The sequence below is a fragment of the Marinobacter sp. MA genome, from assembly GCF_048298425.1.
Taxonomy (GTDB): domain Bacteria; phylum Pseudomonadota; class Gammaproteobacteria; order Pseudomonadales; family Oleiphilaceae; genus Marinobacter; species Marinobacter salsuginis.
In genome coordinates, this window is the sequence record NZ_CP103058.1 from 4047436 (window position 1) to 4073387 (window position 25952).

Genomic DNA, 25952 nt, shown 5'->3' on the forward strand with positions numbered 1-25952 from the left:
TTTTGTGACATCATTCACTAGTCGTCTTCAGGCGCCTGGTAGCGAATACCCACCACGAACACCGACTTCCAGCCTTCGGGGGTGCGAACGCTCACCTCGTCGTCCAGGCGTTTGCCAATCAGCGCCCGGGCCAGGGGGGAGTTGATGCTGAGATAACCTTTGGTCAGATCGAACTCATCCGCGCCGACCAAACGATAGGTCTGTTCTTCGCCCTCCTCGTCTTCCACCGTCACCCAGGCGCCGAAAAACACCTTGTTACGGTCATCCGGTAATCGGTCAACAACCGTCAACTCTTCCAGGCGTTTGCTCAGGAAGCGGACCCGGCGATCGATTTCCCGCAACTGCTTCTTGCCGTAGATGTATTCCGCGTTCTCGGACCGGTCGCCAAGGGCAGCAGCTTCACGTACGGCCTGGGTGACCTCGGGGCGTTTCACCTTCCAGAGATGCTGCAATTCTTCCCGCAGGGCCTGTTCGCCCTCGGGCGTGATGTATCTGGGGCGCGGGCCACCAATACCGGGAACCTGACTCATTGGTCTCGCAACGTCCTCTGCAGCTGGAAATCAGAAAAATTCAGGGCATAAAAAAACCCCGTAAAAACGGGGTAAGGCTAGCGCTGTGCTGGAGGGAGAAGCAAGCAACAAATCTGCAGGCTTCCAAAGCTACAGTTTCAATTATGCACACCGTTGGTTACACCATCGTGGCCGAGGAATTACCTTTTAGTCAGGGTATCGATGAACGCTGGCACCCGGAATTAGGTTGCAGACTCTAGGAACGAAGCATAGCGTTGGCGTTATACGTTTTTGCAGATTCCACTTTTGGAGAAATCAACATGAATACCGAAACGCTGCTGAATATGGCTCTCAATGGCGTGGATGCCCTTGGCTATCGTCTGGATCAGTACGGAATCACCGGCAAGGTCAACCGGCACAACATCGCGGCTTTCCTGGCGGCAGAACAGAAGCATCTGGAAGGCGAATGGGACAGCATTCAGGTACGGGTAAATCGTCGCCGTTCGCAATTTGAGAAGATTACCCACGAGATCGAATCCCGCAAAGATGCGCTGATCGGCCCGGTGCTTTCGAAGATCAACCGGTTCCGCGCCAGTCAGTGAGTCTTCACGCCGGTGGATTGAGAGGCGGCTTGGGTTTCCCCGGCCGCTGAATCTGCCGACTGCTCTGCCTGGGTCGCTCGAATGCGTTTTCGGGCCTCGCTAAAGGCAGGGATCTTTACAGCCACAGTCAGCCCCGGCGACTCTTCTCCCGGATGAGTATCGCTCAAAACGATCCGGCCCTGGTGGATTTCCGCAACAGCGCTCACCAAGCTCAGGCCCAGCCCGTTCCCCGGTAACGAACGGCTCTTGCCCACCCTGTAGAAGCGCTGGAAAACCTGGTCTTTCTCCGCATCGGGAATACCGATGCCACTGTCGCGAACTTCGAAGACAGCTTCTGAATCTTCCCGCCGAACCGAGACGCCGATAACGCCGTGTTCAGGCGTGTATTTGATGGCATTATCAATCAGGTTGCTGACCATCTGGAACAGGAGGTCCCGGTCACCCTCGATCTTCACACCGCTTTGCAGATCCTGTTCAAACGATTGGTCTTTGTCCTCGGCCAGGGCTTCATAGAGTTCGCAGGCATCCGCAACCAGCTCGTCCAGAGGCACAGGTTTCATGTCTGCGGTATTGCCGCGGGTTTCCAAACGTGCGATGCGCAACAGAGCGTTGAAGGTGGCCAGCAACTGGTCGGCTTCCGCCACTGCGCGGCCCGCCTGCTCCCTTGCTTCATCGTTATCCACCGACATCAGTGTGTTTTCCAGCTGGTTGCGCAGTCGGGTCAGGGGGGTACGCAAATCGTGGGCAATGCTGTCGGAGACGTGCCGGATGCCTTCCATCAGGTACACAATCCGGTCCAGCATCTGGTTCAGGTTTTCCGCCAGCTGGTCAAAATCATCGTCGGTGCCACGAGTTGGAATTCTCAGGGACAGATGGCCGTTCATGATCCGGCGGGAGGTGTTGTTGATAACCTCGATGCGCCGGGTCGTACTTCGGCTCATCAAGAAACCACCGAGTAACGCCAAGGCAAGGGTGATTCCCATTCCCCAGTTGATGGCGGTTTCGATCACCCGCTTCAGGTTGGTAAGTTCGTCGACATCGCGCCCCACAAGCAGGCGCATGCCACCCTGCACCTCGAAGATGCGGGCTCGGGCCAGACGCTCGGGCCCGTTCCAGCCCACCGATTCGTTCAGGGTGAAATTGATCCAGCCACTTTCGGAACGACTGCCTTCCGGCCAGGTTTCAATATTTCCGGCCAGCTTGAGGAAATCGTCGGTCGTCAGCAGGTAGATGGATTTGGCGTTGGGGTCGCGGGCAACACGCTCACGGATAATAGTGATCAGGCCGTTCACACCACGGCCACGATACTGCTCCGCCAGACCGGCGATTTCCGCCTCGATGGTTTCGTCGGTCTGGGCGGTCATGAAGCCCGCCGTACGCCAGTAGATAAAGGCCAGTAACAGGAATACCGAGGTGGCAAACACCACCATGTACAGCAGGGCTAGCTGGAAGGATGATGTCCTGAGCTGGCTAAGCAGTTTCACGTAACATGTACCCTGCACCCCGGATGGTCTGCAGCAAGGGTGTATCGAATTCCTTGTCGATCTTGGCTCTCAGCCGGCTGATGTGCACATCAATCACGTTGGTCTGGGGATCAAAATGATAATCCCAGACCTTCTCCAACAGCATGGTCCTGGTCACCACCTGACCGGCATTACGCATCAGGTACTCCAGCAAACGGAATTCCCGGGGCTGGACATCGATATTCTGTCCGGCCCGCTTGACAGTCCGCGCCAGAAGATCCATTTCCAGATCCGCCACCCGCAATACCGTTTCGGTCTCTGCGGACTGGCGATTACGACGAACCAGGGATTCGATCCGAGCCAACAGTTCGGTGAACGAAAACGGCTTGGTCAGGTAATCGTCGCCACCGCCTCGCAAACCTTCAACACGGTCGTCTACATCACCCAGGGCACTGAGAATCAAAACCGGCACCTGGTTTCCAGTCGCCCGCACGGTCTTGATAATGGAGAGACCGTCCATGCCGGGAAGCATGCGATCTACAATCATGATGTCGTAATCTTCGCTGGCCGCCATCATCATGCCTTCCTTGCCATCGGCCGCGTGGTCGACCACGAAGTCGGATTCCTTCAGCCCTTTGACAAGATAATTTGCAACGTCCTGATCGTCTTCGATTACCAGCGCTTTCACCGGTTCTCCTCCCGATAGCGGATTACAGATAGGACAAGGGTACGAAGAAGTTGGCAACCCGGCCAGTTACGATCTTGTAAGAGGGTGTCGCCAATGGCGACGGTCAGAGCTTGCCTGAAAACCAGCCAAGACTGTCGCCCGTTGCCCCGGTAGGCCGGTATTCCGCGCTTACCCAGCCGTCATACCCCATGGCATCGATGGCCGCAAAAACATTCGAAAAGTTAATCTCCCCGGTACCGGGCTCGTGTCGGCCGGGGTTGTCGGCAAACTGAATGTGGCCGATCCAGGGCAACAGGCACTCCATGGAGCGCACCAGATCCCCTTCCATAATCTGCATGTGGTAAAGGTCGTACTGCAGGCGCACGTTGTCCGCATCCACTTCCTCAATCAACGCAAGTACCTTGCCGGAGGTATCCAGAACAAAGCCTGGCATGTCCACGCGCGAATTGATGGCTTCCAGACACAGGGTGATACCCTCCTCCGCAAGCCTGGGGGCTGCCCAGGCGACATTGTTCGCCAGCGTGTTCCAGGCAATCTCATCTGAGACATGATCGGGTTTCAGGCCCGCCAGGCAGTTTAGCCGCCGACAGCCCAGGGCTTTGGCATAGTCGATCGCCTGATCCACGCCGGCCTGGAACTCCTCAACCCGGTCCGGCAGGCAGGCGATACCCCTCTCCCCAGCATCCCAGTCGCCGGGCGGCAGGTTGAACAACACCTGGGACAGTTTGTTGTCGTTCAGAAGATCCTTGAGCAGGTCTTTGGGGTAGGCGTAAGGGAACAGATACTCCACCCCCTCAAAACCGGCGGCCCGGGCCATGGCGAAGCGCTCGGGGAAATCCACTTCCGTAAACAGCATCGACAGGTTGGCAGCAAAACGGGGCATGGCGTGATTACTCCTTCGGGCCGCGGCCAAGGGAGCCAAGCAGGGCACCGTTCAGATGCTCCAGCTCCAGCAACAGGCCGCTATGGTCGACATCACTGTGGCCATTCGCCACCAGCGACAGGTACTCGTTGTGAGTCTGCTGGGCCAGGGGCAGGGTCAGCCCTTCCGCCCGGGCCTCATCCAGGATCATCCGCATGTCCTTGAGCTGAATCCGTGCTGGCGCACCGGGGGCAAAGTCACGGTCGATCATCCGCTGCCCATGCAGCTCCAGAATCCGGCTACCGGCGAACCCACCCAGCAAGGCCTCCCGGACGGCCGATGGATCCGCACCGCCTTTCGCCGCAAGCAACAGCGCCTCGGACACGGCACCAATGGTGATTCCAACGATAGCCTGATTGGCCAACTTCGCCAATTGCCCTGAACCCACAGGCCCGATAGGGGTGCATTTGCCGAGCGCCTCAAACACCGGCCTAGCACGATCGACATCGGTTTCGGAACCACCCGCCATGATACTCAGGCGAGCTTCCGCAGCACCTACAGTACCTCCGGACACCGGCGCATCCACATAGCCGGCACCCCGCTCCGCCGCCAACTCAGCATGCCTTCGGGCCACAGAAGGCTGGATCGAGCTCATATCAATCACCAGCGCCCCCGGCTTCAGGGCCTCAAGAGCCCCCTGCTTCACCAGCACCTGCTCCACCACATCGCTGTTCTCCAGCATGGTGATCACCACATCGGCATTGGCAACCGCCTCCGCCGGGGATTTGGCAATGGCTGCTTCAGAAGCAAAGGGCTCGCACTTGCTGGCCGTTCGGTTCCAAAGGGTCATCGGAAAGCCCGCGTTCAGGAGGTTACGGGTCATGGGCGCACCCATCAGGCCGATGCCGAGAAATGTGATATGAGGAAGTTTATTAGTCATTCTTTGGGCCTCTGCACAAAGGTTCGAGAAGGGATTGGGTGGGCCTTTCCAAAACCGTGCGGAGCCATGGATGGCGGAGCCGAGCGTACATGGACGTATTCACAGCGTGTTTTGGAAAGGCCCACCCAATCGCTTCTGCCCCCAGGGTAAAGTTTCCGATTATACAAACAAAAACGCCACCAACCGGAACCGGTGGTGGCGTTTTAACGACTCAGTCGCGGGATTGGGCCGCCTAGTCAGGCCGCCTCAACCATCTGCATGCGAATCTTCTTCATCGCATTTTTCTCAAGCTGCCGGATGCGCTCCGCCGACACGCCGTATTTGTCCGCCAACTCATGCAACGTCGACTTGCTTTCGGACAACCAGCGCTCCCGAAGAATATCCTGGCTGCGCTCATCCAGCTGCTCCAGAGCCTGCATCAGCCTGCCGTTGGAATCGTCGGACCAATCGGCGTTCTCCAGTTGAGTGGCCGGATTGCTGCGAGCATCTTCCAGATAATACGCCGGTGCCTGATAAGCGTTATCGTCATCGTCGTCCTGCGGACCATCGAACGCCGTATCCTGGGAAGCCAGTCGGCCTTCCATTTCACGGACCACCCGTGGCTCAACACCCAGATCTTCTGCAACCGCGTTCAGCTCATCATGGCTGAGCCAGGCAAGCTTCTTCTTCTGGCTGCGCAGATTGAAGAACAACTTGCGCTGGGCCTTTGTAGTGGCCACTTTCACAATCCGCCAGTTGCGCAGAATAAACTCGTGAATCTCTGCCTTGATCCAGTGAACGGCAAAGGACACCAGGCGCACACCGTATTCCGGATTGAACCGTTTGACCGCCTTCATCAGGCCAACGTTACCTTCCTGAATCAGATCCGCCTGAGCCAGACCATAACCCGAATAGCTCCGGGCAATGTGAATCACAAAGCGCAGGTGAGACATAACCAGCTGACGGGCGGCCTCTACGTCGCCCTCATAATGGAGCCTTTCAGCCAGCTCCCGTTCTTCGTCCACTGTGAGCACCGGGATGCGGCTCGCAGCCTGAATGTAAGACTCGAGATTCTGACCCGGAACCAGTCTGTCAACCAGTTGTAAACTCGTACCCATGCTCTAACCTCCGAACCCGACGGCCCTTAAATATACCAACTACTTTTTGGACCGCCAAGAACTCTGAAAGTTCCCGAAATCTCCAGTAAAACGTTCTAAATCAACTACCTGAAAATTTCACCTTGGCTTTGCTGGCTTCGAAATTACGCCAGCAGAAGCTGTTTCTTCAATACGGTTTTCCCGCTATCCGGATCATCCGCCTCCGGCAATATCACCCGGCTCCATGTCATCCAGATGACGTTTCACAGCGACCCAGGCGCCCAGCCAGCCTAGCAGCATCGCAACAATTATCAACGCCAGTGCCCCATCAAACTGCAAACCGTCGAGGGAAAAATCACTCCGATACAGACCTGCCAGCCGCTCTATGGGCCCGCTGAGCCACCACAGAGACAACTGCAACAGAATCAGCGCCACAATCCCGCCACCGAGCCCAAACCATGCGCCGGTGTACAGAAAGGGCCTGCGGACAAAGCTGTCCGTTCCGCCCACCAGTCTCGCAACCAGAATTTCGTCCCGGCGACTCTCAATCGAAAGACGGACCGTGTTGCCGATCACCAGTACAACCGCAGCAGCCAGCAGAATCGCCAGTGCCCAGACCGCACGGGCCAGAAGATCCGTCATGGCGTTCAGACGCTGCAACCAGCCGAGGTCCACCTGAACCCGCTCGACGCCTTCCATACCTTCGATAAACCGAACAAGGCCTTCCACCCCTTCGGTGGAACGGGCGCCTTCCTCAGGGGTAATCAGCAGGGTATGTGGCAGAGGGTTGTCTTCGAGATAATCCAGGGCATCTTCCAGGCCCGATGAGGCCCGAAATTCTTCCAGGGCCTGGTCCCGATCAACCAGCTCGACACCGGCCACCCGGCCGTCGCTGGCAATGTCACTGCTCAACACCCGTGCCCGCTCAAGCGGCACAGTCAGCTCAATGTAAGCGGTCACCCGGGCACTGCTCTCCCAGCCCGCACTTACGCCCTGGAGACTGGTGAGCAGCAACAGCAGCGCCACCGGCAAGGCCAGGGCAACGCCCATCACGGTCCAGGTCATCAAACTGGCCACCGGATTGCGCCAGAGACGCCGGGCACTATCCTCGGCAACCTTGCGATGATGGGTGAAATAGCTCTCAGCCTGCTCACGCCAGGGCGACCGGGCCTTGTTGGCGCCTCGTGCAGGTTGCGGCTTTTTACGCGGATCAGCGGCCACTGACACCTCCGCCAATAACCGAGGTGCCGCCAGCAACCAGGCGACCATGATCCAGCTTCAATGTTCGCCGCCCCATCTCATTGATCAGGGCAATATCGTGGGTTGCGATCAACACGGTAACGCCCACCTGGCTGAACTGCCCAAACAAATTCATGATGTCGGCGGACAGCGCCGGGTCCAGGTTACCTGTCGGCTCATCCGCCAGCAGTACCGGGGGTTTGTTGACCACCGCCCGGGCAATACCGACGCGCTGCTGCTCACCGCCGGAGAGCTGCATCGGGTTCATTTTTTCCTTCTGGAGAAGCCCCACCTTGTCCAGGGCAGCACGTACACGCCGGCCCGTGTCTCTCGGCGAGGCACCCATGACTTCCAGCGGCATGGCAACGTTGTCGAACACGGTACGGTCAAAGAGCAGCTGGTGGTTTTGGAAGACCACACCAATGTGGCGGCGAATGTAGGGGATCTGGCGACGGGGCAAGCGGTTCAGAACCTGTCCACCTACCACCACCTCACCGGCGCTGGGGCGCTCCATCACCATGATCAGTTTCAGCAGGGTACTCTTACCCGCACCGGAATGGCCGGTCAGAAACGCCAGCTCGCCTCGCTCCAGGCCAAAGTTGACCTGACGCAGGGCGGTATGATCACTGTCATAACGCTTGGTGACCTGGCGAAACTCAATCATGGGCGGTTTCCGCGCGGCTGGATTCCGGGCTATTCGTCAAACAGGGCATCCACAAAGGTTTCGGCATCGAAGCTGCGCAGATCATCCACCTGCTCACCAACACCGATAAACCGGATCGGCAACTGCAACTGACGGGCAATGGCAAACACAATACCGCCTTTGGCCGTGCCGTCCAGTTTCGTCAATGTAATGCCACTCACGCCCACAGCCTGCTGGAACACCTGCGCCTGGCTCAGCGCGTTCTGGCCGGTGCCCGCATCCAGCACCAGCATGACTTCGTGGGGCGCAGATTCGTCCAGTTTCTTCATCACACGGACCACCTTCTCCAGCTCCTGCATCAGGTTATCCTTGTTCTGCAGACGACCGGCGGTATCGGCGATCACGACATCAACGCCACGGGATTTGGCTGACTGGATGGCATCGAAAATCACCGAGGCGCTGTCAGCACCGGTGTGTTGTGCCACCACCGGCACATTGTTGCGCTCACCCCAGACCTGCAACTGCTCGACCGCCGCAGCACGGAAGGTATCGCCGGCGGCCAGCATGACCGATTTGCCTTCGTTCTGGAATTTCTTGGTGAGCTTGCCGATGGTGGTGGTCTTGCCCACGCCGTTCACGCCCACCATGAGGATGACGTAGGGGGTCTTGCCGGAATCGATTTCCAGGGGCTTGGTCACATCCTTCAGCAGCCCGTGCAATTCATCCCGTAACGCCTGTCGCAGGGCCTCACCGTCCTTGAGCTGATTGCGCTCAAGTTTTTCGGTGAGCGATTCAATGATCTTAGAAGTGGCGGTAACGCCAACATCCGCCATTAACAGCGTGGTTTCGATTTCCTCGAGCAGGTCCTCATCAATTTTCTTGCTCAGGGAGAACAGGTCTGACAGACCACCGGTCAGGCTCGCCCGGGTCTTACCCAATCCCTTTTTGATGCGTTCGAAAACGCTGACCTGAGGCTCGGGTTCCGGTGCTTTCTGGGGCTCTTCTGCGGGCTGAGGCTCCAGGGCCGGCTCTGGTTCAGCCACCGACTCTGGTTGCGGCTCGGGAGTGGCAGGCGTTTCGCTCTCGGCTTTTTCCGGCTCCGGTGCCGCCCCTCTGGCAACCTCTGGCTTGCGCTGCGGCACCGGCTTCGGGCGCGGTGCCCGGCTGCGGTTTCCGGCGATATCCAGAACAAATACAAACACAAGAAGGGCCAGAAGGCCGATTGAAATCCACTCTGCCGTCATAAAAGTCAATCCATCAGTCTGAATGGGCGGGACAAAGAAAGCCGACATTCTAGCAGACTGTCCCGATGAAGTGAGGGCCACCCGGATTATCGCGCGGGGCCCGGTTTCCGGTAAGATGCGCGCAGATACCCAGAACCCCGCACAGTCCCGGAGCTGCGACGATGGCGCGCCGAAAATCCACTAGCCACAGCATTTCGAAAAGAAACCCGACCGGTCGCGGTACCGGGGCCGCACCCGCTAATAACAGCACCGGCGAACTGCGCATTATCGGCGGTGACTGGCGCAGCCGGAAACTGCGTTTTCCGGATGCCGGTGGTGTGCGACCAACCCCCGCCCGCACCCGGGAAACCCTGTTCAACTGGCTTAACTTTCACCTGGCAGGCAGTGATTGTCTCGACCTGTTCGCCGGCTCCGGCGCGCTTGGCCTGGAAGCACTGTCCAGAGGTGCCGCAGGCGCGACACTAGTGGATCATACGCCTGCCCTGGCCAAGGCACTCAGGGACAACCTCAGGTTATTGAAGTCTGACACCGGAGACGTGGTGTGCGCAGATGTCGAGAGCTACCTGCGTCAGAGAAACCGGCCGCCGTTCGACATCGTTTTCATGGACCCACCGTTCCGACAGGGCTGGCTGGAGAAACTGTTTCCATTACTGGATGAGCAGGGCTGGATTAAATCCGGCGGCTGGGTTTACGTGGAACACGAGAGCGAATTGCCAACACCGGCAGTGCCTGGGTCATGGCATCTGCATCGGCAAAAAAGCGCGGGGCAGGTCACCTACTGCCTTTTCCGAAAAGCCATAGACCCGGAATAGCAAGGGGCCTGAAAGAAAAAAGGGCCAGGTGAACGCGCTCACCCAACCCCTTGTTCAGCGACCTGACTGTCTCAGACAGCAGGGCGCAGCGAGTATGCCCGAAGGTGCTCGGCGAACTCCTCAAGATACCGGATACCGCTGGCTTCCGCCTCCCGGCACCACTCCATCAACGCGTTGAGCTTGTCCTGGGGCTTGAGCCCACGCTGACGCCAGAGCGCCTGCAGTTCATGGCTCTTCTCGTAGATCTGGCGCAGCACCGCGTTGCGCTCCAGTACCGATTCAAGGGTTTCTTTTTCCTTGGGGTGGATCAGCGTAATCTCACGAGAAAGCAACTGCTTGAGCTTCCGATACCGCGGCCGAATCTCGTCGTCCATCAGAGACTTCTGCTGACGCAACACCGGCTCCATGACGCGCTTGCGGTACTGACGCATGATGTCGAACCGGTTGTTGGCAATCGCCTGAACGGTTTCTACGTCAACCTCGAGTTTACCCGGCACATGATGAGCAATGGGACGATAGCCCTTGGGCTTGGCCATGCCGAACAACTGGAACAGACGGATGTAGCCCCAGCCAATATCCACCTCGAACCAGCGACGGGACAGCTTGGAAGAGTTCGGGTAGGTGTGGTGGTTGTTGTGCAGCTCTTCGCCGCCAATCAGCAGGCCCAGCGGACTGATGTTGCGGGCGTTGTCGGCGCACTCGTAGTTCCGGTAACCCATCCAGTGACCAATTCCGTTCACAACGCCGGCCGCCCAAACCGGGATCCACATCATCTGTACTGCCCAGATCCAGATGCCGTGAACACCGAACAGCGCAAGGTTGATGACCGCCATCAAAGCGATGCCCAGCATTTTATGGCGGCTGTACACGTTCCGCTCCACCCAGTCTTCCGGGGTCCGCTGGCCGTAGCGTTCGAGCGTTTCCGGGGTCGCGGATTCGGCGTAGAGCTCTGCACCCTGGAACAGAACCTTGCGAATACCCAACACCACCGGGCTATGGGGATCTTCTTCGGTTTCGCATTTGGCGTGGTGTTTGCGGTGGATAGCCGTCCACTCCTTGGTGTTCTGGGCGGTGGTCAACCACAGCCAGAACCGGAAGAAGTGCTTCAATACCGGGTGCAGGTCCAGCGAGTTATGCGCCGAATGGCGATGCAGATAGAGCGTTACACTGACAATCGTGACGTGTGTCATTCCGAGGGTGACCAGAATGAGCTGCATCACCGACAGGTCAAGAAGACCATTAAACCACATAGCTAATCCTCAAAATCATTATCTTTGGCCCATGGCCAACTCAGCCACTTTAGCTTACAGCTGTAAGCCACAACAACAGCATTTGGATGCAAAATTGTTACTGATTACACTTATGCGTTTTCCACCGGAGATTCCCGTCCGTGCCAGAATTGCCAGAAGTAGAAACCACCCGTCGCGGCATTGCACCCTATTGCGAGGGCGAGACCATCACCCGGGTTACCGTGCGCAATGGCAGCCTGCGCTGGCCTGTTCCTGCCGATCTGGCAGAACGCCTGGAAGGCCAGCGCATAGAGAATGTTGATCGGCGTGCCAAATATTTGTTCCTTAATATGATGCAGGGCACGGTCATTGTTCACCTCGGCATGTCGGGCAGCCTGCGCATCATCACCGACAACACACCACCGCTGACCCATGATCATATCGATCTGGCATTACAATCCGGGGTAATCCTGCGATTCAATGATCCCCGAAGGTTTGGCTGCTGGCTCTGGGCCGACTCTGCCGAAGAGCACCCGCTGATCAGCCATCTCGGCCCCGAACCCCTGGCTCCCGAATTCAATGGTGCGCACCTGTTCCGCCTCTCCCGCGGCAAGAACACGCCAGTCAAGTCTTTCATCATGGATAATCAGGTCGTGGTTGGCGCAGGCAACATCTACGCCAATGAAGCCCTGTTCAAATCCGGCATCCATCCCCGCCGAAAAGCAGGAAGAATCAGCCTCGACCGCTATCACAGGCTGGCCGAAGCCATCCGGGAAACGCTCAGTGCCGCTATCCTGATGGGCGGAACCACCCTGCGGGACTTTGTGAACAGCGACGGCAAGCCCGGCTACTTTGCCCAATCTTTGTTGGTCTACGGTCGCGGCGGACAGCCCTGCAAAGAGTGCGGGACGACGTTGAAAGAAATCCGAATGAACAACCGATCCACTGTTTACTGCCCACGTTGCCAGCGCTGAACGCTTACGAGAAGGCACATTCAGCAACGAAAAATCGTTTGAAAATGCGCAAATATGATTCATAGTTAACAGAGGATTTACGCCCAAGGTATACAATGGGGCGGTATTTAGGGCCAAAAAGCTCAGGAGACAGTACGATGACCCGCAAGATTTCACGCACTCTGGTGGCCACTGTGGCGGCCTGCCTGATGGCATTCTCTTCTCTCGGACACGCCCAGGCCGTGGATGAAACCCCGTCAGCGCTGGCCATGACCGGCGATGCGATTTTTGTTCGTCCGGCCCTGCTGGCAACCACCATTGTGGGCGGCGCTGTCTACCTGGTATCCCTGCCCTTCTCCCTGCTGGGCGGCAACGCCGACGAAGCCGGTGAGGTTCTGGTCATGGGGCCTGCCAAGGCGACATTCGTGCGCTGCCTGGGATGTACCCGCACCGGTAAGAAACCCGAAACGGTACAGACCAGCAACTGATCCGACTCCATCGGGCGCGCCTCCGTACTATCACGGCTTGCCCCGACGAGAGAACTGCGGCAGCCTGAAGCAAATTCTTCAGGCTGTTTTTGTTTATGGTTGACTGGTCCTCGCTTAACACCGTGTTCCTGGATATGGACGGGACACTTCTGGATCTGCATTTCGATAACCACTTCTGGCTCGAGCATCTACCAGCTCGGTACGCCGAGCACTATGACCTTCATCCCCAGGAAGCGAAAGACCGACTGATCCCGATGATCATGGCCGAGCGCGGCTCACTGAACTGGTATTGCACCGATTACTGGAGCGAGCGCCTGTCCCTGGACATTACCGGGCTGAAAGCAGAGGTGGGCGACCGGATCGGATACCGTCCTCACGTAACGGATTTTCTCGATGCCCTGAGGCAATCCGGGCTTCACTCGGTGATTGTCACCAACTGTCACCCCGACCCTCTGGCCCTGAAGCTGAAACGAACCGGCCTGGACACACGGGTGGATGCCATAGTCTCCAGCCATCAGCTAGGCAAGCCCAAGGAAGACCCATCATTCTGGCAGGATCTCCAGAAGGTAACGCCCTATGAGGCCGACAGCACCCTGATGGTCGACGACAGTTTCCCGGTATTGGAAAGTGCCCTGGCAGCCGGCATTGCCCAGTGCCTTGCGGTACTGGCGCCGGACAGTCAGCAGGAGGCTCGCCAACGGCACCCGGAAATCCCCTGCATCCATCACTTCGACGAAGTTCTCCCGGCCCTTCGCCAGCGGTCACCCCTGCCATCCGGCCGATGACAGGGTTATAATTGGCGTATAAGCCCATCAGGTGAGGAGACATGACGGCATCAACTGCTGACGACCAAAGGGTAAGACTGGATAAATGGCTCTGGGCCGCCCGCTTCTACAAAACCCGCTCCCTGGCCAAGGAAGCGATCGAAGGAGGCAAGGTCCACTACAACAGCCAGCGCTGCAAACCCGGCAAGCTGGTGGAAGCCGGCGCGAAACTCACGCTGCGTCTGGGTTGGCAGGAGAAGGTTGTCATTGTCGATGACATCAGCGACCGCCGCCGTGGCGCGCCCGAAGCCCAGAAGCTCTACCACGAGACGGAAGAGAGCGCCAAGAAACGCGAAGAAATGGCCTGGCAACGAAAAACCATGCAGGCAGCGCAACTCCCTCCGGCCAGACGCCCTTCAAAGAAAGACCGAAGGGATATCCAGCGCTTCCGCGAACAGAACGGCCTCTGAACACTTTTTAACACCCCCGCCCTCAGTCAACTTGCAACGACCGGCATTCAGCATTCAGGAGAGACAACATGGCATCCCGCGACCAGTTCCAGCGCTTTATTTTTGAACATAGCCAGGTGCGGGGAGCCTGGGTGCGGCTGGCCGACAGCTACCAGGAAATCGGCAGCCAGGCGCCCTATCCGGACACGGTCCGCGAGCTCCTCGGCGAAGCCCTGGTGGCGAGCATCCTGATGAGCAGCACCCTGAAATTTGAGGGCACGCTGTCCGTTCAGGCGCAGGGAGAAGGCCCGTTACGCACTCTGATGGCAGAATGCAGCCACGACCGGCACATCCGTGGTCTGGCCCGTTTTGACGAGCACGCCGTCAGCGAAGACAGTTTTCATAATCTGCTCGGTGAAGGCCGGATGGCCATTACCATTACGCCGAACCGGGGTAATCGCTACCAGGGCGTCGTGCCCCGGGATCAAGAGACACTTGGCGGCTGCCTTGAGGAATACTTCGAACGCTCGGAACAGATTCCCACCAGCCTGTTCCTTTTTGCCGATGAAAACGGCGCCGCTGGCCTGATGCTCCAGCGCCTGCCGGGCGCCTCCGAGGAAGACGAAGATCTCTGGGATCGGGTTAACCACCTGGCGCGGACCGTGGAAGCCGCCGAGTTGCTGGAACTGGATAGTGAAACCCTGCTCCATCGACTGTTCCACGAGGAAACCGTTCGATTGTTCGACGCCGAACCGGTCGCCTTCCGCTGCAGCTGCTCAAGGGAGCGCACCCTCGGCGCCCTGGAGGCCATTGGCCGCGAAGAATGCTACAGCATTCTGGAAGAACAGGGATCCATCGAGATGGACTGCCAGTTTTGCCACGCTCACTATCGCTTCGATAGAAATGATATTGATCATCTTTTCACCGGTCATACGCTACACTAGAAGCACGTTCGATTGGCCGGGAAACCGCTGATAGCAAGGGGTTCAGGGCAGTCGTTTTTTACCGGCGTCTCTGGCATAATAGCGCGCCTGAATTGACTCGATTGCTCAGATTTCCGTCAATTTTGGGGGGCGGCCTGAGCAATCACTAAGACATCCCGAGGGCGAGGTCGAAGTGAGCAGCACTTATAATGATCTGAGTACAGCACGACTGGTTGAGGTTGCACTGGCACGTGAAGAAGGCCAGCTGGCATCCAACGGTTCCCTGGTTGTAAAGACCGGTGACCGTACAGGCCGGTCTCCCATGGACCGCTATATTGTCGAGGAGCCCAGCACCTCGGACGATATCCACTGGGGTCCGATCAACCGTCCCTTCGACGCCGAAAAGTTCGACGCCCTCTGGGACCGTGTTGAAGCCTACATCGCCGAAAAAGACCAGTTCGTGTCTCACGTTCATGTCGGCTCCGACCCCGAGCACTACCTGCCGGTCAAAATGACCACCGAGACCGCGTGGCAGAACCTGTTCGGCCGCAACCTGTTTATCCGACCGGAAAGCTATAACCCGGCCGACAAGCAGGAGTGGCAGATCCTGAACGCCGCCAACTTCGAGTGCGTGCCCGAGCGCGACGGCACCAACAGCAATGGCTGCGTGATGATCAACTTTGCCAAGCGCAAGGTTCTGCTGGCCGGCATGCACTACGCCGGTGAAATGAAGAAGGCCATGTTCTCGGTGCAGAACTTCCTGCTGCCAGAGAAGGACGTGCTGCCCATGCACTGTTCCGCGAACGTGGGTGAAGACGGCGAGACCTGCCTGTTCTTCGGTCTTTCCGGCACCGGCAAGACCACTCTCTCTGCCGATCCGCACCGCTACCTGATCGGCGATGACGAGCACGGCTGGGGCCCGGGCACCGTGTTCAACGTCGAGGGCGGTTGCTACGCCAAGTGCATCGACCTGTCCCGCAAGAACGAGCCGATCATCTGGGATGCCATCCGTTTTGGCGCCATTGTCGAAAACGTGGTGATCGACCCGGAAACCCGCGAGCCAGATTACACCGATGTATCGCTGACCGAAAACTCCCGTTGCGCCTACCCGCTGGACCACGTTGAAAAGCGCGTGCTCGAGAACCGTGCCGGAGAGCCCTCTCACATCGTATTCCTGACCTGCGACATGACTGGCGTGCTGCCACCTGTGTCCATCCTCAGCCGCGAAGGTGCCGCTTATCACTTCCTGAGTGGCTACACCGCACTGGTTGGCTCCACCGAGATGGGTTCTTCCTCGAAGCTGAAGTCCACCTTCTCCACCTGCTTTGGTGCGCCCTTTTTCCCGCGCCCGGCCGGCGTTTACGCCGAGCTGCTGATGAAGCGCATGGACGAGTTTGGCAGCAAGGTCTTTCTGGTGAACACCGGCTGGACCGGTGGTCCTTACGGCGAAGGACAGCGTTTCAGCATTCCGACCACCCGCGCCATCATCGCCGCGATCCAGAACGGTGACCTGGACGATGTGGAAACCGAGCACCTGCCAACCCTGAACCTGGATGTGCCCAAGCATGTGCCAGGCGTGGATACCGAGCTGCTGAACCCGCGCAACACCTGGGTGAGCCCGGACTACTACGATGGCAAGGCCCAGGAACTGATCGCGCAGTTCGTCGAAAACTTCAAGAAGTTCGACGTGGCGGATTCCATCGTCGAGGCCGGCCCGAAGCTGAGCTAAGTCGATTCCTGAACGTAAAAAAGCGCCCTGCGAAAGCACGGCGCTTTTTTTGTATGATGGGGCAACACATTCAAGGAAACGGCTTCATGAAACAGCGTCTGCGCCAGCTCTTCTCGTTTATTCTCAAACCACTGGAATCCGGACAGGTTGGGCCCAGCTACAAGGAATCACACCGCACCGTGCTTAACGTGGTGGGCGCTCTGTTCCTCGTTCTGGCGACGGTGTCAGCAACCGCGCTGGTTTACACCGGTAAGCTGGGTGCCCTGATTCCGGTGCTTGTTTTCTTCGGGATTGGTGGTGTTTCGTTGATCGTTGGAACCCTGGGATCCGATGCCGCGGTTTCAAAAATGTGGGGCAATCGGTGATCTGAACTGCTTCCGACAAAAAGAATGTTTCGAGGGGGAAACTCTCATGGAGCTGAAGCGCAGTCTTCTCGATCAAGCCGCAAGCAAGCAGATCATCACGGACGAACAGGCTGAGCGGCTCTGGACGTTCTTATCGGAGCAGCAGCAACAAACCCCTTCTTTCCGCTTCACCCACATCCTCTATTACTTCGGCGGCCTGATTGCCATCGGGGCCATGAGCCTGTTCATGACCCTCTCGTGGGAAAGCCTTGGGGGATGGGGTCTGCTACTGATTGCCCTGGTCTACGCCGGTGCCGGCCTGTGGCTCACCGAGTTTTTTCTGAAGCGGCTGGACCAGAAGATTCCCGCGGGGATCACGGCAACCTTTGTGGTTGTCCTCACACCCCTTGCCGTTTTCGGGTTTCAGGCCGGCATGGGCTGGTGGTCGGGCGGCCATGAATACCGGGACTACCACCGCTACATCGACTGGAGCTGGTTATTCATGGAACTGGCCACTCTGGCTTCAGGCGCAGTCATGCTCTGGCGTTACCGGTTGCCCTTCCTGGTCATGCCGGTGGCCGTCACGCTCTGGTACATGAGTATGGATCTGGCTCCCTTCCTGTTTGGCGCGGAGTACGTTTCCTGGGAACTTAGGAAATGGGTTTCGCTGTGGTTCGGTCTCCTGATCGTCCTACTGGCTTTCTGGGTGGATATCCGAAACCAGAGCAGCCGCGATTTTGCGTTCTGGTTATACATTTTTGGTGTCACGGCGTTCTGGAGCGGACTTTCATTGATGGAGTCTGATAACGAATGGAGCAAGCTGTTCTACTGCCTGATAAATCTGGTGATGATCATGGCCGGCGCCATTCTGGGCCGGCGGGTATTCGTTGTGTTCGGCGGCCTGGGCATCGCGGGTTACCTTGGCCATCTTGCTTATGAGGTCTTCGAGGACAGCCTTTTATTCCCAATCGCGCTTACGTTGATCGGGCTCGCGATCGTGTGGCTGGGTATTCTCTGGCAGCGGCACGAGCAGCGGGTTTCAGAACGGTTGCGAAGCCTGTTGCCCGCACCGCTCAGGGAACTGATCGAGCGCCGCCATTAGTCTGAGGGATTTCACCAAAAACCTCAGGCGTAAAACATCAGAGGCACAAAGGCCACCAGCAACAAAGAGATCCCCATGGCAATCAGCGGCATAATGATACGCTCGTGGCGCTGATAAAAGGTCCCCGTTTCCTGCTGCGCCGCGAGCACCTCTGCCTCTCCGACTACCTGGCGGGTCAACAGATGGTTCAGGGCGACCGGCGGACTCAGGTAGCCCAGTTCAAAGGCCACCAGGGTCACCATCCAGAAATGGATGGGGTGTATGCCGCTGGAGTAGGCAATCGTGGCAACGGTGGCTGTCACCAGGATCACGGCACCGAACGCGTCCATGATCATGCCCAAAATCACCAGAATCACCACCATCAAAAGCATGGCCGACCAGGCACTTTCAAACGATTGCGGGAAAGCCTCCATCAGGTGAGCCCGCTCGATTACCCCACCGATACTGACCGACAGACCAAGCAACAGCAGTAATGCGCCAATTTCCGCCGTTGTGTCGTTGGTGGCGCCACGGAGACTTCGTTCGAGCCCCTGATGGTTGATCTCTCCAGAGGCTTTGCCCTTCCGGTTTTTCAGGCTGACATGTTCATAGACGAGGATGGCCAGCATGATCACCGGCAACAGTCTTGGCGCCGAGAATTCGTCCATCCCGACATCCAGTGCCAGACGGTAGAACAGGACCACGGCAGCAATTACCAGGACATAGGGAATCAAAGGTTTGAGCGCCTGTGTCATGGCCGGGAAGGCCTCGGCAGAGGGCGCCAGGTTGAACTGGCTCTGGCGGTTCACACTCAGGGCCACAATCGCAAACATGGTGGCAGTGAGCACAAACACCCAGATACCCCAGCCGAACAGTTCGTCGGTTGTGACTTCCCGATTCAGGTAGGCGATTACCACTACCAGCAGACAGGGCCGCAACACCACCCCCAAAGAGCCGGACATAGCGGTGGCTGCCAGGGCCAGATGCCGTCGGGCACCGGCCGCGCGCAGCTCGCTGTAGATAACCGCGCCCGCCGCGATCACAAAGATGCCGGACGCTCCGGTGTAGGCCGTGGGCACGGCGGCAACCAGAACCGCTACAACCGCCAGCATTTCCGGCGGCATGCGCCAGGGCCGGAAGACATTGAACACCAGGGTGGCAAGACGGGTCTGCTTCAGCATCATGCCCACCCAGACGTACAGGCCGACATTCAGGAACATGTCGGACAGTTCCATCATCTTGCCGAGATAGATACCAATCCCGGAGGCGTGTCCAATCAGAGCGAAATAGGTGCCAGAGATCAGGCACATCACGGTATACAGGGGAACAGCCAGGAAAGCCTTGTTCAGGCTGCCGCCCTCCTGAAGGTCATCGGGAACCCGGAACAGCCGGTACAGGCTGGCCAGGGTCAGGCAGGCGAAACCGATAATCCAGAAATTGTGCAGCAACAGCTCTTCCGATGAGACCGCCGTGTCCGAGCTAAGGCTGGATTGTCGGAAGATCGCACTCGAGCCCAACAACATGGCGTTGGCAATGGTTTGCAGGGTATGAGAGACGGTGTAATCCAGCCGTGTCTCCATGGCGCGCATGGCGATATGATGCCGGGTCAGGGTGGCTGTTACCGCACACAACATGACCAGGATGACCAGAATGAAGCGCTGGGACTCCAGACCGAAGGCAATCAGGTCGGCAATAAAGAGTTCAACGGCCCGATAGGCTTTCACTCCCGGTGTCAGTTGGTCCCTGAGGTTCTCAAAATTCCGGTGTGCTTCACGGCAATCCGCAACCGCCCGTTCGATGGCGATCCGGACATCGTCCGGATCTTTCTCCTCGGCCCCCAGCAACGCTGCCATGGGGTCGTCCGCGGAATCATCGGCGGCCATTTCGGCCGCGACCGCTGCCTCAATATCACGGTTTGGGTCACAGGTCGGTTGAACCGGGTCCATCCGCAACTTGTAGTAGCCACTCCAGAGCTGCTCGCCTCCGCGCAACATCTGGTTATGGATATCACTGCTTGTGGAGAAGATGACCACCGCAAGCAACAGCAGACAGGCCGGTAGCGATGAAAACCACTCCAGCCCGCTCCGATGAAAACCGCCCTTCGACATAACTGATTACTCTGGGTAGGAAGTGATTACAGCAGATCGTCCAGATCCATGGTTTCAACCTCTTCCTGCTGGTCATCCCAGAAGGTACCGAGCTGACCCATAGGCGTGCGATGCCCGGTATTCTCAACCCACAAACGATCAGACACCGCGACGATCATATCGGTGGCCATCGCATCCACGAATCGCCAGTCGTCGTTGGACGGAGTATTCTCGACGGATTCTGCGTGTTCCCTGATTACCTCCCGAACCATCGCCTCGTCCCCCTTGTTCAGGGCCGCGATAGCATGGAAAACATGAGGCAGGCGAACGCCCGCAGCTTCACCCTGCTCGTCGGCAATGGCCAGCCGTTCAAAGGCATCCTCACCGTCTGGCTGGGCACCGGGAATCATGGCCCAGACCGTTGCCCTCAGAGCCATGGGCGCACCCCACCATTTCTCGTTATCAAGGCAGCTGGTAGCACGGGCAGCAATGGAACCCACGTTTGCCGGCACGCCGATGGAGGAGGTGGACTGAATCTGGGCGTTGAGAGCCTGAAGACCGGAAAGCAGGCCGGCCATGTAGATAAACTCATCCATGTCGTCATCGAAATCCGGGCATTCGCCATCTGCAGGATTTCCGTAATGGGCATTGTGGTGTTGCCAGGCCGTGTAATAGCGCCGGGCGGCGAGGGTATGGGCCCGCTTCTGACGGATCATGGCATCTTCCGCGGCATTCCCGTTCATGGCGTGCAGAGCCGCAAGGGCAGCAAGCTCATGTTCCCGGGCCTCTTCCTCGGCACAGCCGCCGGCAGAGAGGTAGAGCATCACCGCAAGCTGGTCCGGCTCATTGGTGACTCGGCCAAAGGACATCAACAATGGCGCTGTCGCCTCGCTCATGGCGCACCCCATGGCCAGGTCGTTACTCTCCATCAGGAAGGGTACCGTGTGACTCCGCGAGAAGCCCTGCATCACATCACCGGTGGTCTTGTACATCATGTGATTGACCATACTACAGCCGCTCAGAACCACGCTGGCCGTGAACGCTGCCACGAGATTGCGAACACGGCGCGCCGTCAAAAGCGCCTTTTGGGAGGGATTCCGGAAATGGGTCATGCCTTCTTCACCTTTTGCGTTTTTGTTCTGATGCAGTTCTGCGCCGATCCCGCGGGCCAGACTCCGTCGGATGAACCGGTTTGTTACAGACTGTAACCAGGTGGGCATTATGGCCCAGGAGTCCCGGCTTTTATGCGACCGATGCCGCAAATGACGCTAAATTAAACACACCGATGCCGCCCGGAGGTTTGCACAATGGGACGGAAGCCACTATAGATTGCAGCAACCGTGAATCGTTGTGATTCCGGCCAGGACAGAGACTGAAACAGCAGAAATACAATAAAAGGAGTATCCGATGCGCAAACCTGAACTCGCCGCGGCCATTGCCGACCGAACCGGCCTCACCCGGGACAAGGCCAGCGAAGTGATTACCGCGTTCACCGACCAGGTGTCGGCCGCTGCCTCCCGGGGCGAAGATGTCACCCTGATCGGCTTTGGCACCTTCAATATCCGCAGTCGTGAGGCGCGGGACGGACGCAACCCTCAAACCGGCGAGACCATTCGCATCCCTGCCAGTAAAACCGTGGGCTTCAAGGCCGGGAAGGCACTGAAAGACGAAATCCGCTAGTCAGCCGCAGGCCCGCTCATGCGGGCCTGATTCACTCCAGTGTCAGGTACCGGCGACGGAGGCACACTCGGAACGGGTGGCATCTACCCGGCACCGAATCGCCTTCATCAGCTTGATGGCCCGCTCATCGTAAACACCGTCTTCCAGTAACGACAGCCGCACCTTGCGCAGCATCTTGTCGTATTCGGCGGTATCTTCCCGCGGCAACTCCATCCACACGTCTTCAGGAATCTCCGCCTCTGCCTGGGCAATGATTTCATACGCCTCATCAATGCGCTTGATCGCCTGGTCACGGACCATCTGGCCGGCGGAATCGGGGAACCGGTCGCGGTGGATGATCACCTGGAAATTCATGTAGCCCAAGGCATATTTGACCACGGCCCCGTTGGGCTGGACGCCCTTGTATAACTCCAGCGGGGTATAGGCGACGGCCGGGGCGTAAGCCAGGTCAACGCTGCCGTTATTGAACTTACCGGCAAAGTTCGCGGAATTGGACCCCACCACGGAGGCGCCGACATGGCGAACCATCCGGACCGATGCCTGATCGTAGTCCAGGGTGGCAATCCGTTTGCCCTGAAGCTTTTCGACCGAATCGATACTGCGGTCCCGGGTGTGAAGGTAAATGGCGCCGCCAGGGAACACGCCTGCCACTTCGTAGGGGCCGTCAATCAGGAACGGCCGGGCCTTGGGCTGGCTCAGGGTGTTGTACAGCAGGCGCATTTCCTCTTCGCCAGGCACGGCGCCCATGGCTTCAAGGCTGCCGGTGAACTTGTTGAATTCACGGGCACGGGTGCCGGTAAGCAGAACAGCATCGCACTGCCCCGCCTTGAAGTCCTCGGCAGCCACCTTTTCATCGGTATAGGCGCGAAGATCCAGCTTGATGCCATTTTTCAGGGCAACCGGCTGAAAGGTCTTGGTGATGGCAAACAGGGGGCCATTGGCACCAACCGGGTCAAAAACGCAAAAACTGCGTTCCAGAGGCTCATTCTGTGCCTGCGCCTGGCCCATTGAGGGAAAGACCAGACTGGCACAGAGGGCAGCCGCCATGGCTACCCGCTGGGGGAAGTTTGCTGATTTCACGGGATGACTCCTGGTTATTATTGTCGGGCGCCGGTCTGGGTTTCTGGACCGGCCAGGCCACGCTTTCCTTGGTCGACCATAGGGCGACGGCTACAAGAATACGTTGGCACAGGTGCCTGCCATCAAGGGTTTTTCAGCAACAGGGGGAGATTCTGTGATGGTGTCGACAGAGGTTTCGCAACCTCTGCCGCACTTTCAGACAGTTCGCCGGGATCAGATCACCGGCTGGGGCCAGGCCTTTCGACCCTCACTCAAAGTGAGCCTGATCACACCTGGCAGTTCGCGGTCCGTCACCGGCGCGTGACGACCGGCCGAAACCAGTGTTTTCGCGCTAGGGGTCCAGAAGGCATCGGGATCGAACAGACAAATATCGGCGACTTCGCCCTCCGCCAGACGCGCGGTCCGGCCAAGCACGGAGGCCGGACCGGCAGTCAGAGCCCGGATCAGGTCGGGCAACGCCAGCTCGTTCATTTCCACCAGCTCCAGACCCAGCGAGAGCACACTCTCGATGCTGGACAGGCCCGGCTCGGTAGCAGCCATGGGCGCCTGCTTGGCGGCGGTATCATGAGGCTGATGCTGGCTGACGATGGCATCAATCACCCCTTCCCGGACACCGGCTATCAGCGCCTTGCGATCGCTCTCGCCACGCAGTGGCGGGCGGACGTGGAAGCGACTGTCAAAGCCCGCAAGCGCCTCCTCCGTGAACACCAGTTGATGCATGGCTACATCGGCGGTGACCGCAATACCCCGGCGGCGGGCATCGGCCAGCATTTCAACACTGCGACCGCAGGAGAGCTGGCTGAGGTGCAAACGTACCCCGGTTTCCTCGGCCAGTAACAGCATCTCCATCACCGCAGCGGTTTCCGCCACTTCCGGAATACCAAGCAGGCCCAAACGCGAGGTCACCAGGCCATCATGGGCGTATCCGTCGGCGGCCAGGGCCTGGTTCTCGGGGCTGAACATCACCGTCAAACCAAACGTCTGGGCGTAGGCCATACACCGGCGCAATATGCGGGCATTGCGCACGCCCCGGGAACCATTACCCACGGCAACACAGCCGGCTGCGGCCAGGCCAGCCATATCACTGAGCAGATCGCCCTCAAGGCCCCGGGTGATAGCGCCAATGGGCAAAACCCGGATGGGCGAACGGCTGGCAGCACCATCACGGATCAGGTGGGTGACGGCACTGGAATCGTTTACCGGCGAGGTTTCCGGCGAGGCGCACACGGTGGTAAATCCGCCGTGGGCCGCGGCAAGGGTCTCCGAAGCGATGTTACCTTTCTGACCGTTGCCCGGCTCACGGACATTACAGCAAAGATCGACAAACCCCGGTGTGATTATGCCGTTGTCTGCGCTGATGGTCTCGTCGGCTGTCTCCCGGGCGGCGGCTTCGCCCATCGCAACAATACGGCCATCCCTTATCAACAGTGCGGTATTCTCCTGCTCTGCGCCCTGGCCATCGAACAGGCGGCCTCCGGTGATTTTCAGACTGCTTCCGGATGTATTGACACTGCTCATGCCTGGCCCCTCTCACTCAGTTTCTGCTGGCGCTCGGCGACCTGACCGCCCATGGCCATGGACATGACCGCCATCCGTATGGCAATGCCGTTAGTGACCTGGTTCAGAATCACCGATTGCGGCCCGTCGGCCACCGCCGACTCAATTTCAACGCCGCGGTTGATGGGCCCCGGATGCATGACGATGCATTCCGGATGCGCCAGAGCCAGTTTCTGCTGGTTCAGTCCGTACAGCCGGTAAAACTCCCGCTCGCTGGGCAGCAAAGCGCCTTCCATCCGCTCTTTCTGAAGCCGCAGCATGATCACCACATCCAGGTCCCTCATGCCCCGGTTCATATCGTATTCAACCGTGCAGCCAAGACTTTCCACGTCTTTGGGAAGCAGCGTCCCGGGAGCAATGACCCGTACCTCTTCGGCACCCAGCTCGTTGAGGGCCCTGATCTGGGAACGGGCCACCCGGGAGTGCAAGACGTCTCCGACGATAGCGACTTTCAGTCCCTCGAACCGTCCCTTGTGCTGGCGGATCGTCAGCATATCCAGCATGGCCTGGGTCGGGTGGGCGTGACGGCCATCACCGGCGTTGATAATGGCGACGCCGGGGGTCACGCTCTCGGCGATAAAATGCGGCGCACCACTCTGGGAGTGGCGGACCACGAACATGTCGCTGGCCATGGCTTCCAGATTCAGCAGCGTGTCAGACAGGGATTCGCCCTTCGAGGTGGCCGAGGTACTGATGTCCAGGTTAAGCACATCCGCAGACAGTCGCTTGGCCGCCAGCTCAAAGGTACTGCGGGTGCGGGTACTGGATTCAAAAAACAGGTTCACCACGGTCCGGCCCCGGAGCAGCGGCACTTTCTTGATGGTGCGCTCCCCCACCTCGATAAAGGAATCCGCCGTGTCGAGGATGTCGGTCAGCAAGGCTTGATCCAGGCCGTCGAGGGTAAGGAAATGCCGCAACTGACCATCCCGGGTCAGCTGCAAGTGGTGCGGGGAAGAGTCGTTCGCGGTCATGGGTCGCCTGTTATCTGATTCGGAGGTTTATTGTCCGGCTTCCTGGAGCTCGATGCGGAGCGGGTCGGGGCCACGCAGTTTGACTCGCTGATGGGATTCCAGCGCCATCGTCTTGCCAGCCACGTCGGGCTGGATGGGCAGTTCCCTGGCGCCGAGGTCAATCAGGGTGGCCAATATGATACTGGCTGGGCGGCCATAATCGAAGATCTCATTCATCGCGGCGCGGATGGTCCGGCCGCTCATGATGACATCGTCAATCAGGATGATGTCCCGACCCTCGGTATCGAAGGGCAGGCTTGAGGGTTTGACCCGGGGATTGAGGCCAATGCGGCTGAAATCGTCGCGGTAGAAGGAAATGTCCAGTTCGCCGAACGGCTCATCGATACCCAGGCGCTTGCTGAGCACATCCGCCAGCCAGACACCACCGGTACGGATACCGATCAGAACCGGCGATTCCACGCCCCTTTGCTCCAGCGTCTGACGCAGCCCTGACTCCATCTGGTCAAGCAACTGATCAATATCAAGCAATGCCGTCATTC

General features: G+C 58.5%; 27 protein-coding genes. 11 read left to right on the top strand and 16 right to left on the bottom strand.

From position 1 onward, the window contains the following. Positions 1-17: 17 nt before the first annotated feature. The gene (gene greB, locus NUW46_RS18695; protein WP_418140939.1) at positions 18-530 is read right to left on the bottom strand and encodes a transcription elongation factor GreB; all 513 of its coding nucleotides are present in this window, start codon (positions 528-530) and stop codon (positions 18-20) included. A 299-nt stretch (positions 531-829) separates the two neighbouring features. Between greB and NUW46_RS18700 the strand changes: the two genes are divergently transcribed. Further along, positions 830-1111 carry a hypothetical protein gene (locus tag NUW46_RS18700; protein ID WP_136630881.1) on the top strand — a complete coding sequence of 94 codons (282 nt, stop codon included), beginning with the start codon at positions 830-832 and terminating at the stop codon, positions 1109-1111. On the opposite strand, the gene NUW46_RS18705 is transcribed toward NUW46_RS18700, so the two are convergent. The 8 genes from NUW46_RS18705 to ftsY form a co-directional block, all read right to left on the bottom strand. Beyond that, positions 1105-2595, bottom strand: a complete 1491-nt coding sequence (locus tag NUW46_RS18705) for a HAMP domain-containing sensor histidine kinase (protein WP_153634074.1) — start codon at positions 2593-2595, stop codon at positions 1105-1107. The genes NUW46_RS18700 and NUW46_RS18705 overlap by 7 nt on opposite strands. Next, complete coding sequence (locus tag NUW46_RS18710) at positions 2582-3262, bottom strand: response regulator transcription factor (protein ID WP_008175694.1); 681 nt, start codon at positions 3260-3262, stop codon at positions 2582-2584. Before NUW46_RS18710 ends, NUW46_RS18705 begins: the two co-directional genes overlap by 14 nt. 103 nt (positions 3263-3365) lie before the next feature. Beyond that, a complete protein-coding gene (gene hyi / locus NUW46_RS18715; RefSeq protein ID WP_418140940.1) occupies positions 3366-4145 on the bottom strand; it encodes a hydroxypyruvate isomerase in 780 nt (259 codons plus the stop codon). 7 nt (positions 4146-4152) lie between these two features. Continuing rightward, the gene (locus NUW46_RS18720) at positions 4153-5064 is read right to left on the bottom strand and encodes an NAD(P)-dependent oxidoreductase (protein WP_418140941.1); all 912 of its coding nucleotides are present in this window, start codon (positions 5062-5064) and stop codon (positions 4153-4155) included. 236 nt (positions 5065-5300) lie between these two features. Beyond that, positions 5301-6161: an RNA polymerase sigma factor RpoH gene (gene rpoH / locus NUW46_RS18725; RefSeq protein WP_069182258.1), complete on the bottom strand. Its 861-nt coding sequence runs from the start codon at positions 6159-6161 to the stop codon at positions 5301-5303. Between the two features lie 192 nt (positions 6162-6353). Beyond that, positions 6354-7361, bottom strand: a complete 1008-nt coding sequence (gene ftsX, locus NUW46_RS18730; protein WP_418140942.1) for a permease-like cell division protein FtsX — start codon at positions 7359-7361, stop codon at positions 6354-6356. Next, entirely contained in the window at positions 7351-8043 is a 693-nt protein-coding gene (gene ftsE / locus NUW46_RS18735) for a cell division ATP-binding protein FtsE (RefSeq protein ID WP_136630885.1), read from the bottom strand. Before ftsE ends, ftsX begins: the two co-directional genes overlap by 11 nt. Before the next feature lie 29 nt (positions 8044-8072). Continuing rightward, entirely contained in the window at positions 8073-9266 is a 1194-nt protein-coding gene (ftsY, locus tag NUW46_RS18740; RefSeq protein ID WP_418140943.1) for a signal recognition particle-docking protein FtsY, read from the bottom strand. Positions 9267-9427: 161 nt separating this feature from the next. On the opposite strand from ftsY, the gene rsmD reads away from it, so the two are divergent. Further along, positions 9428-10078, top strand: coding sequence for a 16S rRNA (guanine(966)-N(2))-methyltransferase RsmD (rsmD, locus tag NUW46_RS18745; RefSeq protein WP_141697176.1), 651 nt, complete (start codon positions 9428-9430; stop codon positions 10076-10078). 71 nt (positions 10079-10149) lie between these two features. Here rsmD and NUW46_RS18750 read toward each other — a convergent pair whose 3' ends face one another. Continuing rightward, positions 10150-11328: a fatty acid desaturase gene (locus NUW46_RS18750; protein WP_069182262.1), complete on the bottom strand. Its 1179-nt coding sequence runs from the start codon at positions 11326-11328 to the stop codon at positions 10150-10152. Between the two features lie 140 nt (positions 11329-11468). Between NUW46_RS18750 and mutM the strand changes: the two genes are divergently transcribed. The 8 genes from mutM to NUW46_RS18790 all read left to right on the top strand — a co-directional run bounded on the left by mutM (position 11469) and on the right by NUW46_RS18790 (position 18059). Next, positions 11469-12281, top strand: a complete 813-nt coding sequence (mutM, locus tag NUW46_RS18755) for a bifunctional DNA-formamidopyrimidine glycosylase/DNA-(apurinic or apyrimidinic site) lyase (RefSeq protein WP_412536715.1) — start codon at positions 11469-11471, stop codon at positions 12279-12281. 137 nt (positions 12282-12418) lie between these two features. Beyond that, positions 12419-12748, top strand: coding sequence for a hypothetical protein (locus tag NUW46_RS18760; protein WP_069182264.1), 330 nt, complete (start codon positions 12419-12421; stop codon positions 12746-12748). Positions 12749-12843: 95 nt separating this feature from the next. Then, positions 12844-13533 carry a GMP/IMP nucleotidase gene (gene yrfG / locus NUW46_RS18765; protein ID WP_069182265.1) on the top strand — a complete coding sequence of 230 codons (690 nt, stop codon included), beginning with the start codon at positions 12844-12846 and terminating at the stop codon, positions 13531-13533. A gap of 41 nt (positions 13534-13574) precedes the next feature. Next, the gene (gene hslR, locus NUW46_RS18770) at positions 13575-13982 is read left to right on the top strand and encodes a ribosome-associated heat shock protein Hsp15 (RefSeq protein ID WP_136630890.1); all 408 of its coding nucleotides are present in this window, start codon (positions 13575-13577) and stop codon (positions 13980-13982) included. Positions 13983-14050: 68 nt separating this feature from the next. Continuing rightward, the gene (hslO, locus tag NUW46_RS18775) at positions 14051-14905 is read left to right on the top strand and encodes an Hsp33 family molecular chaperone HslO (RefSeq protein WP_069182267.1); all 855 of its coding nucleotides are present in this window, start codon (positions 14051-14053) and stop codon (positions 14903-14905) included. Positions 14906-15077: 172 nt separating this feature from the next. After that, on the top strand, positions 15078-16613 hold the full coding sequence (locus NUW46_RS18780; RefSeq protein WP_069182268.1) for a phosphoenolpyruvate carboxykinase: 1536 nt from the start codon (positions 15078-15080) through the stop codon (positions 16611-16613). A gap of 86 nt (positions 16614-16699) precedes the next feature. Next, a complete protein-coding gene (locus NUW46_RS18785) occupies positions 16700-16978 on the top strand; it encodes a hypothetical protein (RefSeq protein ID WP_291904653.1) in 279 nt (92 codons plus the stop codon). Between the two features lie 46 nt (positions 16979-17024). After that, on the top strand, positions 17025-18059 hold the full coding sequence (locus NUW46_RS18790) for a DUF2157 domain-containing protein (protein WP_418140944.1): 1035 nt from the start codon (positions 17025-17027) through the stop codon (positions 18057-18059). A gap of 23 nt (positions 18060-18082) precedes the next feature. Here NUW46_RS18790 and NUW46_RS18795 read toward each other — a convergent pair whose 3' ends face one another. Next, positions 18083-20146 (bottom strand): TRAP transporter large permease subunit, encoded by a 2064-nt coding sequence (locus NUW46_RS18795; RefSeq protein ID WP_418140945.1) that lies wholly within the window; start codon positions 20144-20146, stop codon positions 18083-18085. A gap of 26 nt (positions 20147-20172) precedes the next feature. Continuing rightward, the gene (locus NUW46_RS18800) at positions 20173-21237 is read right to left on the bottom strand and encodes a hypothetical protein (RefSeq protein WP_305966317.1); all 1065 of its coding nucleotides are present in this window, start codon (positions 21235-21237) and stop codon (positions 20173-20175) included. 295 nt (positions 21238-21532) lie between these two features. Here NUW46_RS18800 and NUW46_RS18805 point away from each other — a divergent pair, with 295 nt between their 5' ends. Further along, positions 21533-21805, top strand: a complete 273-nt coding sequence (locus tag NUW46_RS18805; protein WP_064229608.1) for an HU family DNA-binding protein — start codon at positions 21533-21535, stop codon at positions 21803-21805. Between the two features lie 42 nt (positions 21806-21847). Here the strand turns inward: NUW46_RS18805 and NUW46_RS18810 are convergent, their stop codons facing one another. From NUW46_RS18810 to pyrR, 4 genes are all read right to left on the bottom strand, one after another. Further along, positions 21848-22813 carry a putative solute-binding protein gene (locus NUW46_RS18810; protein ID WP_370686081.1) on the bottom strand — a complete coding sequence of 322 codons (966 nt, stop codon included), beginning with the start codon at positions 22811-22813 and terminating at the stop codon, positions 21848-21850. Between the two features lie 285 nt (positions 22814-23098). Beyond that, entirely contained in the window at positions 23099-24403 is a 1305-nt protein-coding gene (locus tag NUW46_RS18815) for a dihydroorotase (RefSeq protein ID WP_069182273.1), read from the bottom strand. Continuing rightward, entirely contained in the window at positions 24400-25413 is a 1014-nt protein-coding gene (locus NUW46_RS18820; RefSeq protein WP_418140946.1) for an aspartate carbamoyltransferase catalytic subunit, read from the bottom strand. Before NUW46_RS18820 ends, NUW46_RS18815 begins: the two co-directional genes overlap by 4 nt. Before the next feature lie 27 nt (positions 25414-25440). Continuing rightward, a complete protein-coding gene (gene pyrR, locus NUW46_RS18825; RefSeq protein ID WP_136630896.1) occupies positions 25441-25950 on the bottom strand; it encodes a bifunctional pyr operon transcriptional regulator/uracil phosphoribosyltransferase PyrR in 510 nt (169 codons plus the stop codon). Positions 25951-25952: the final 2 nt, after the last annotated feature.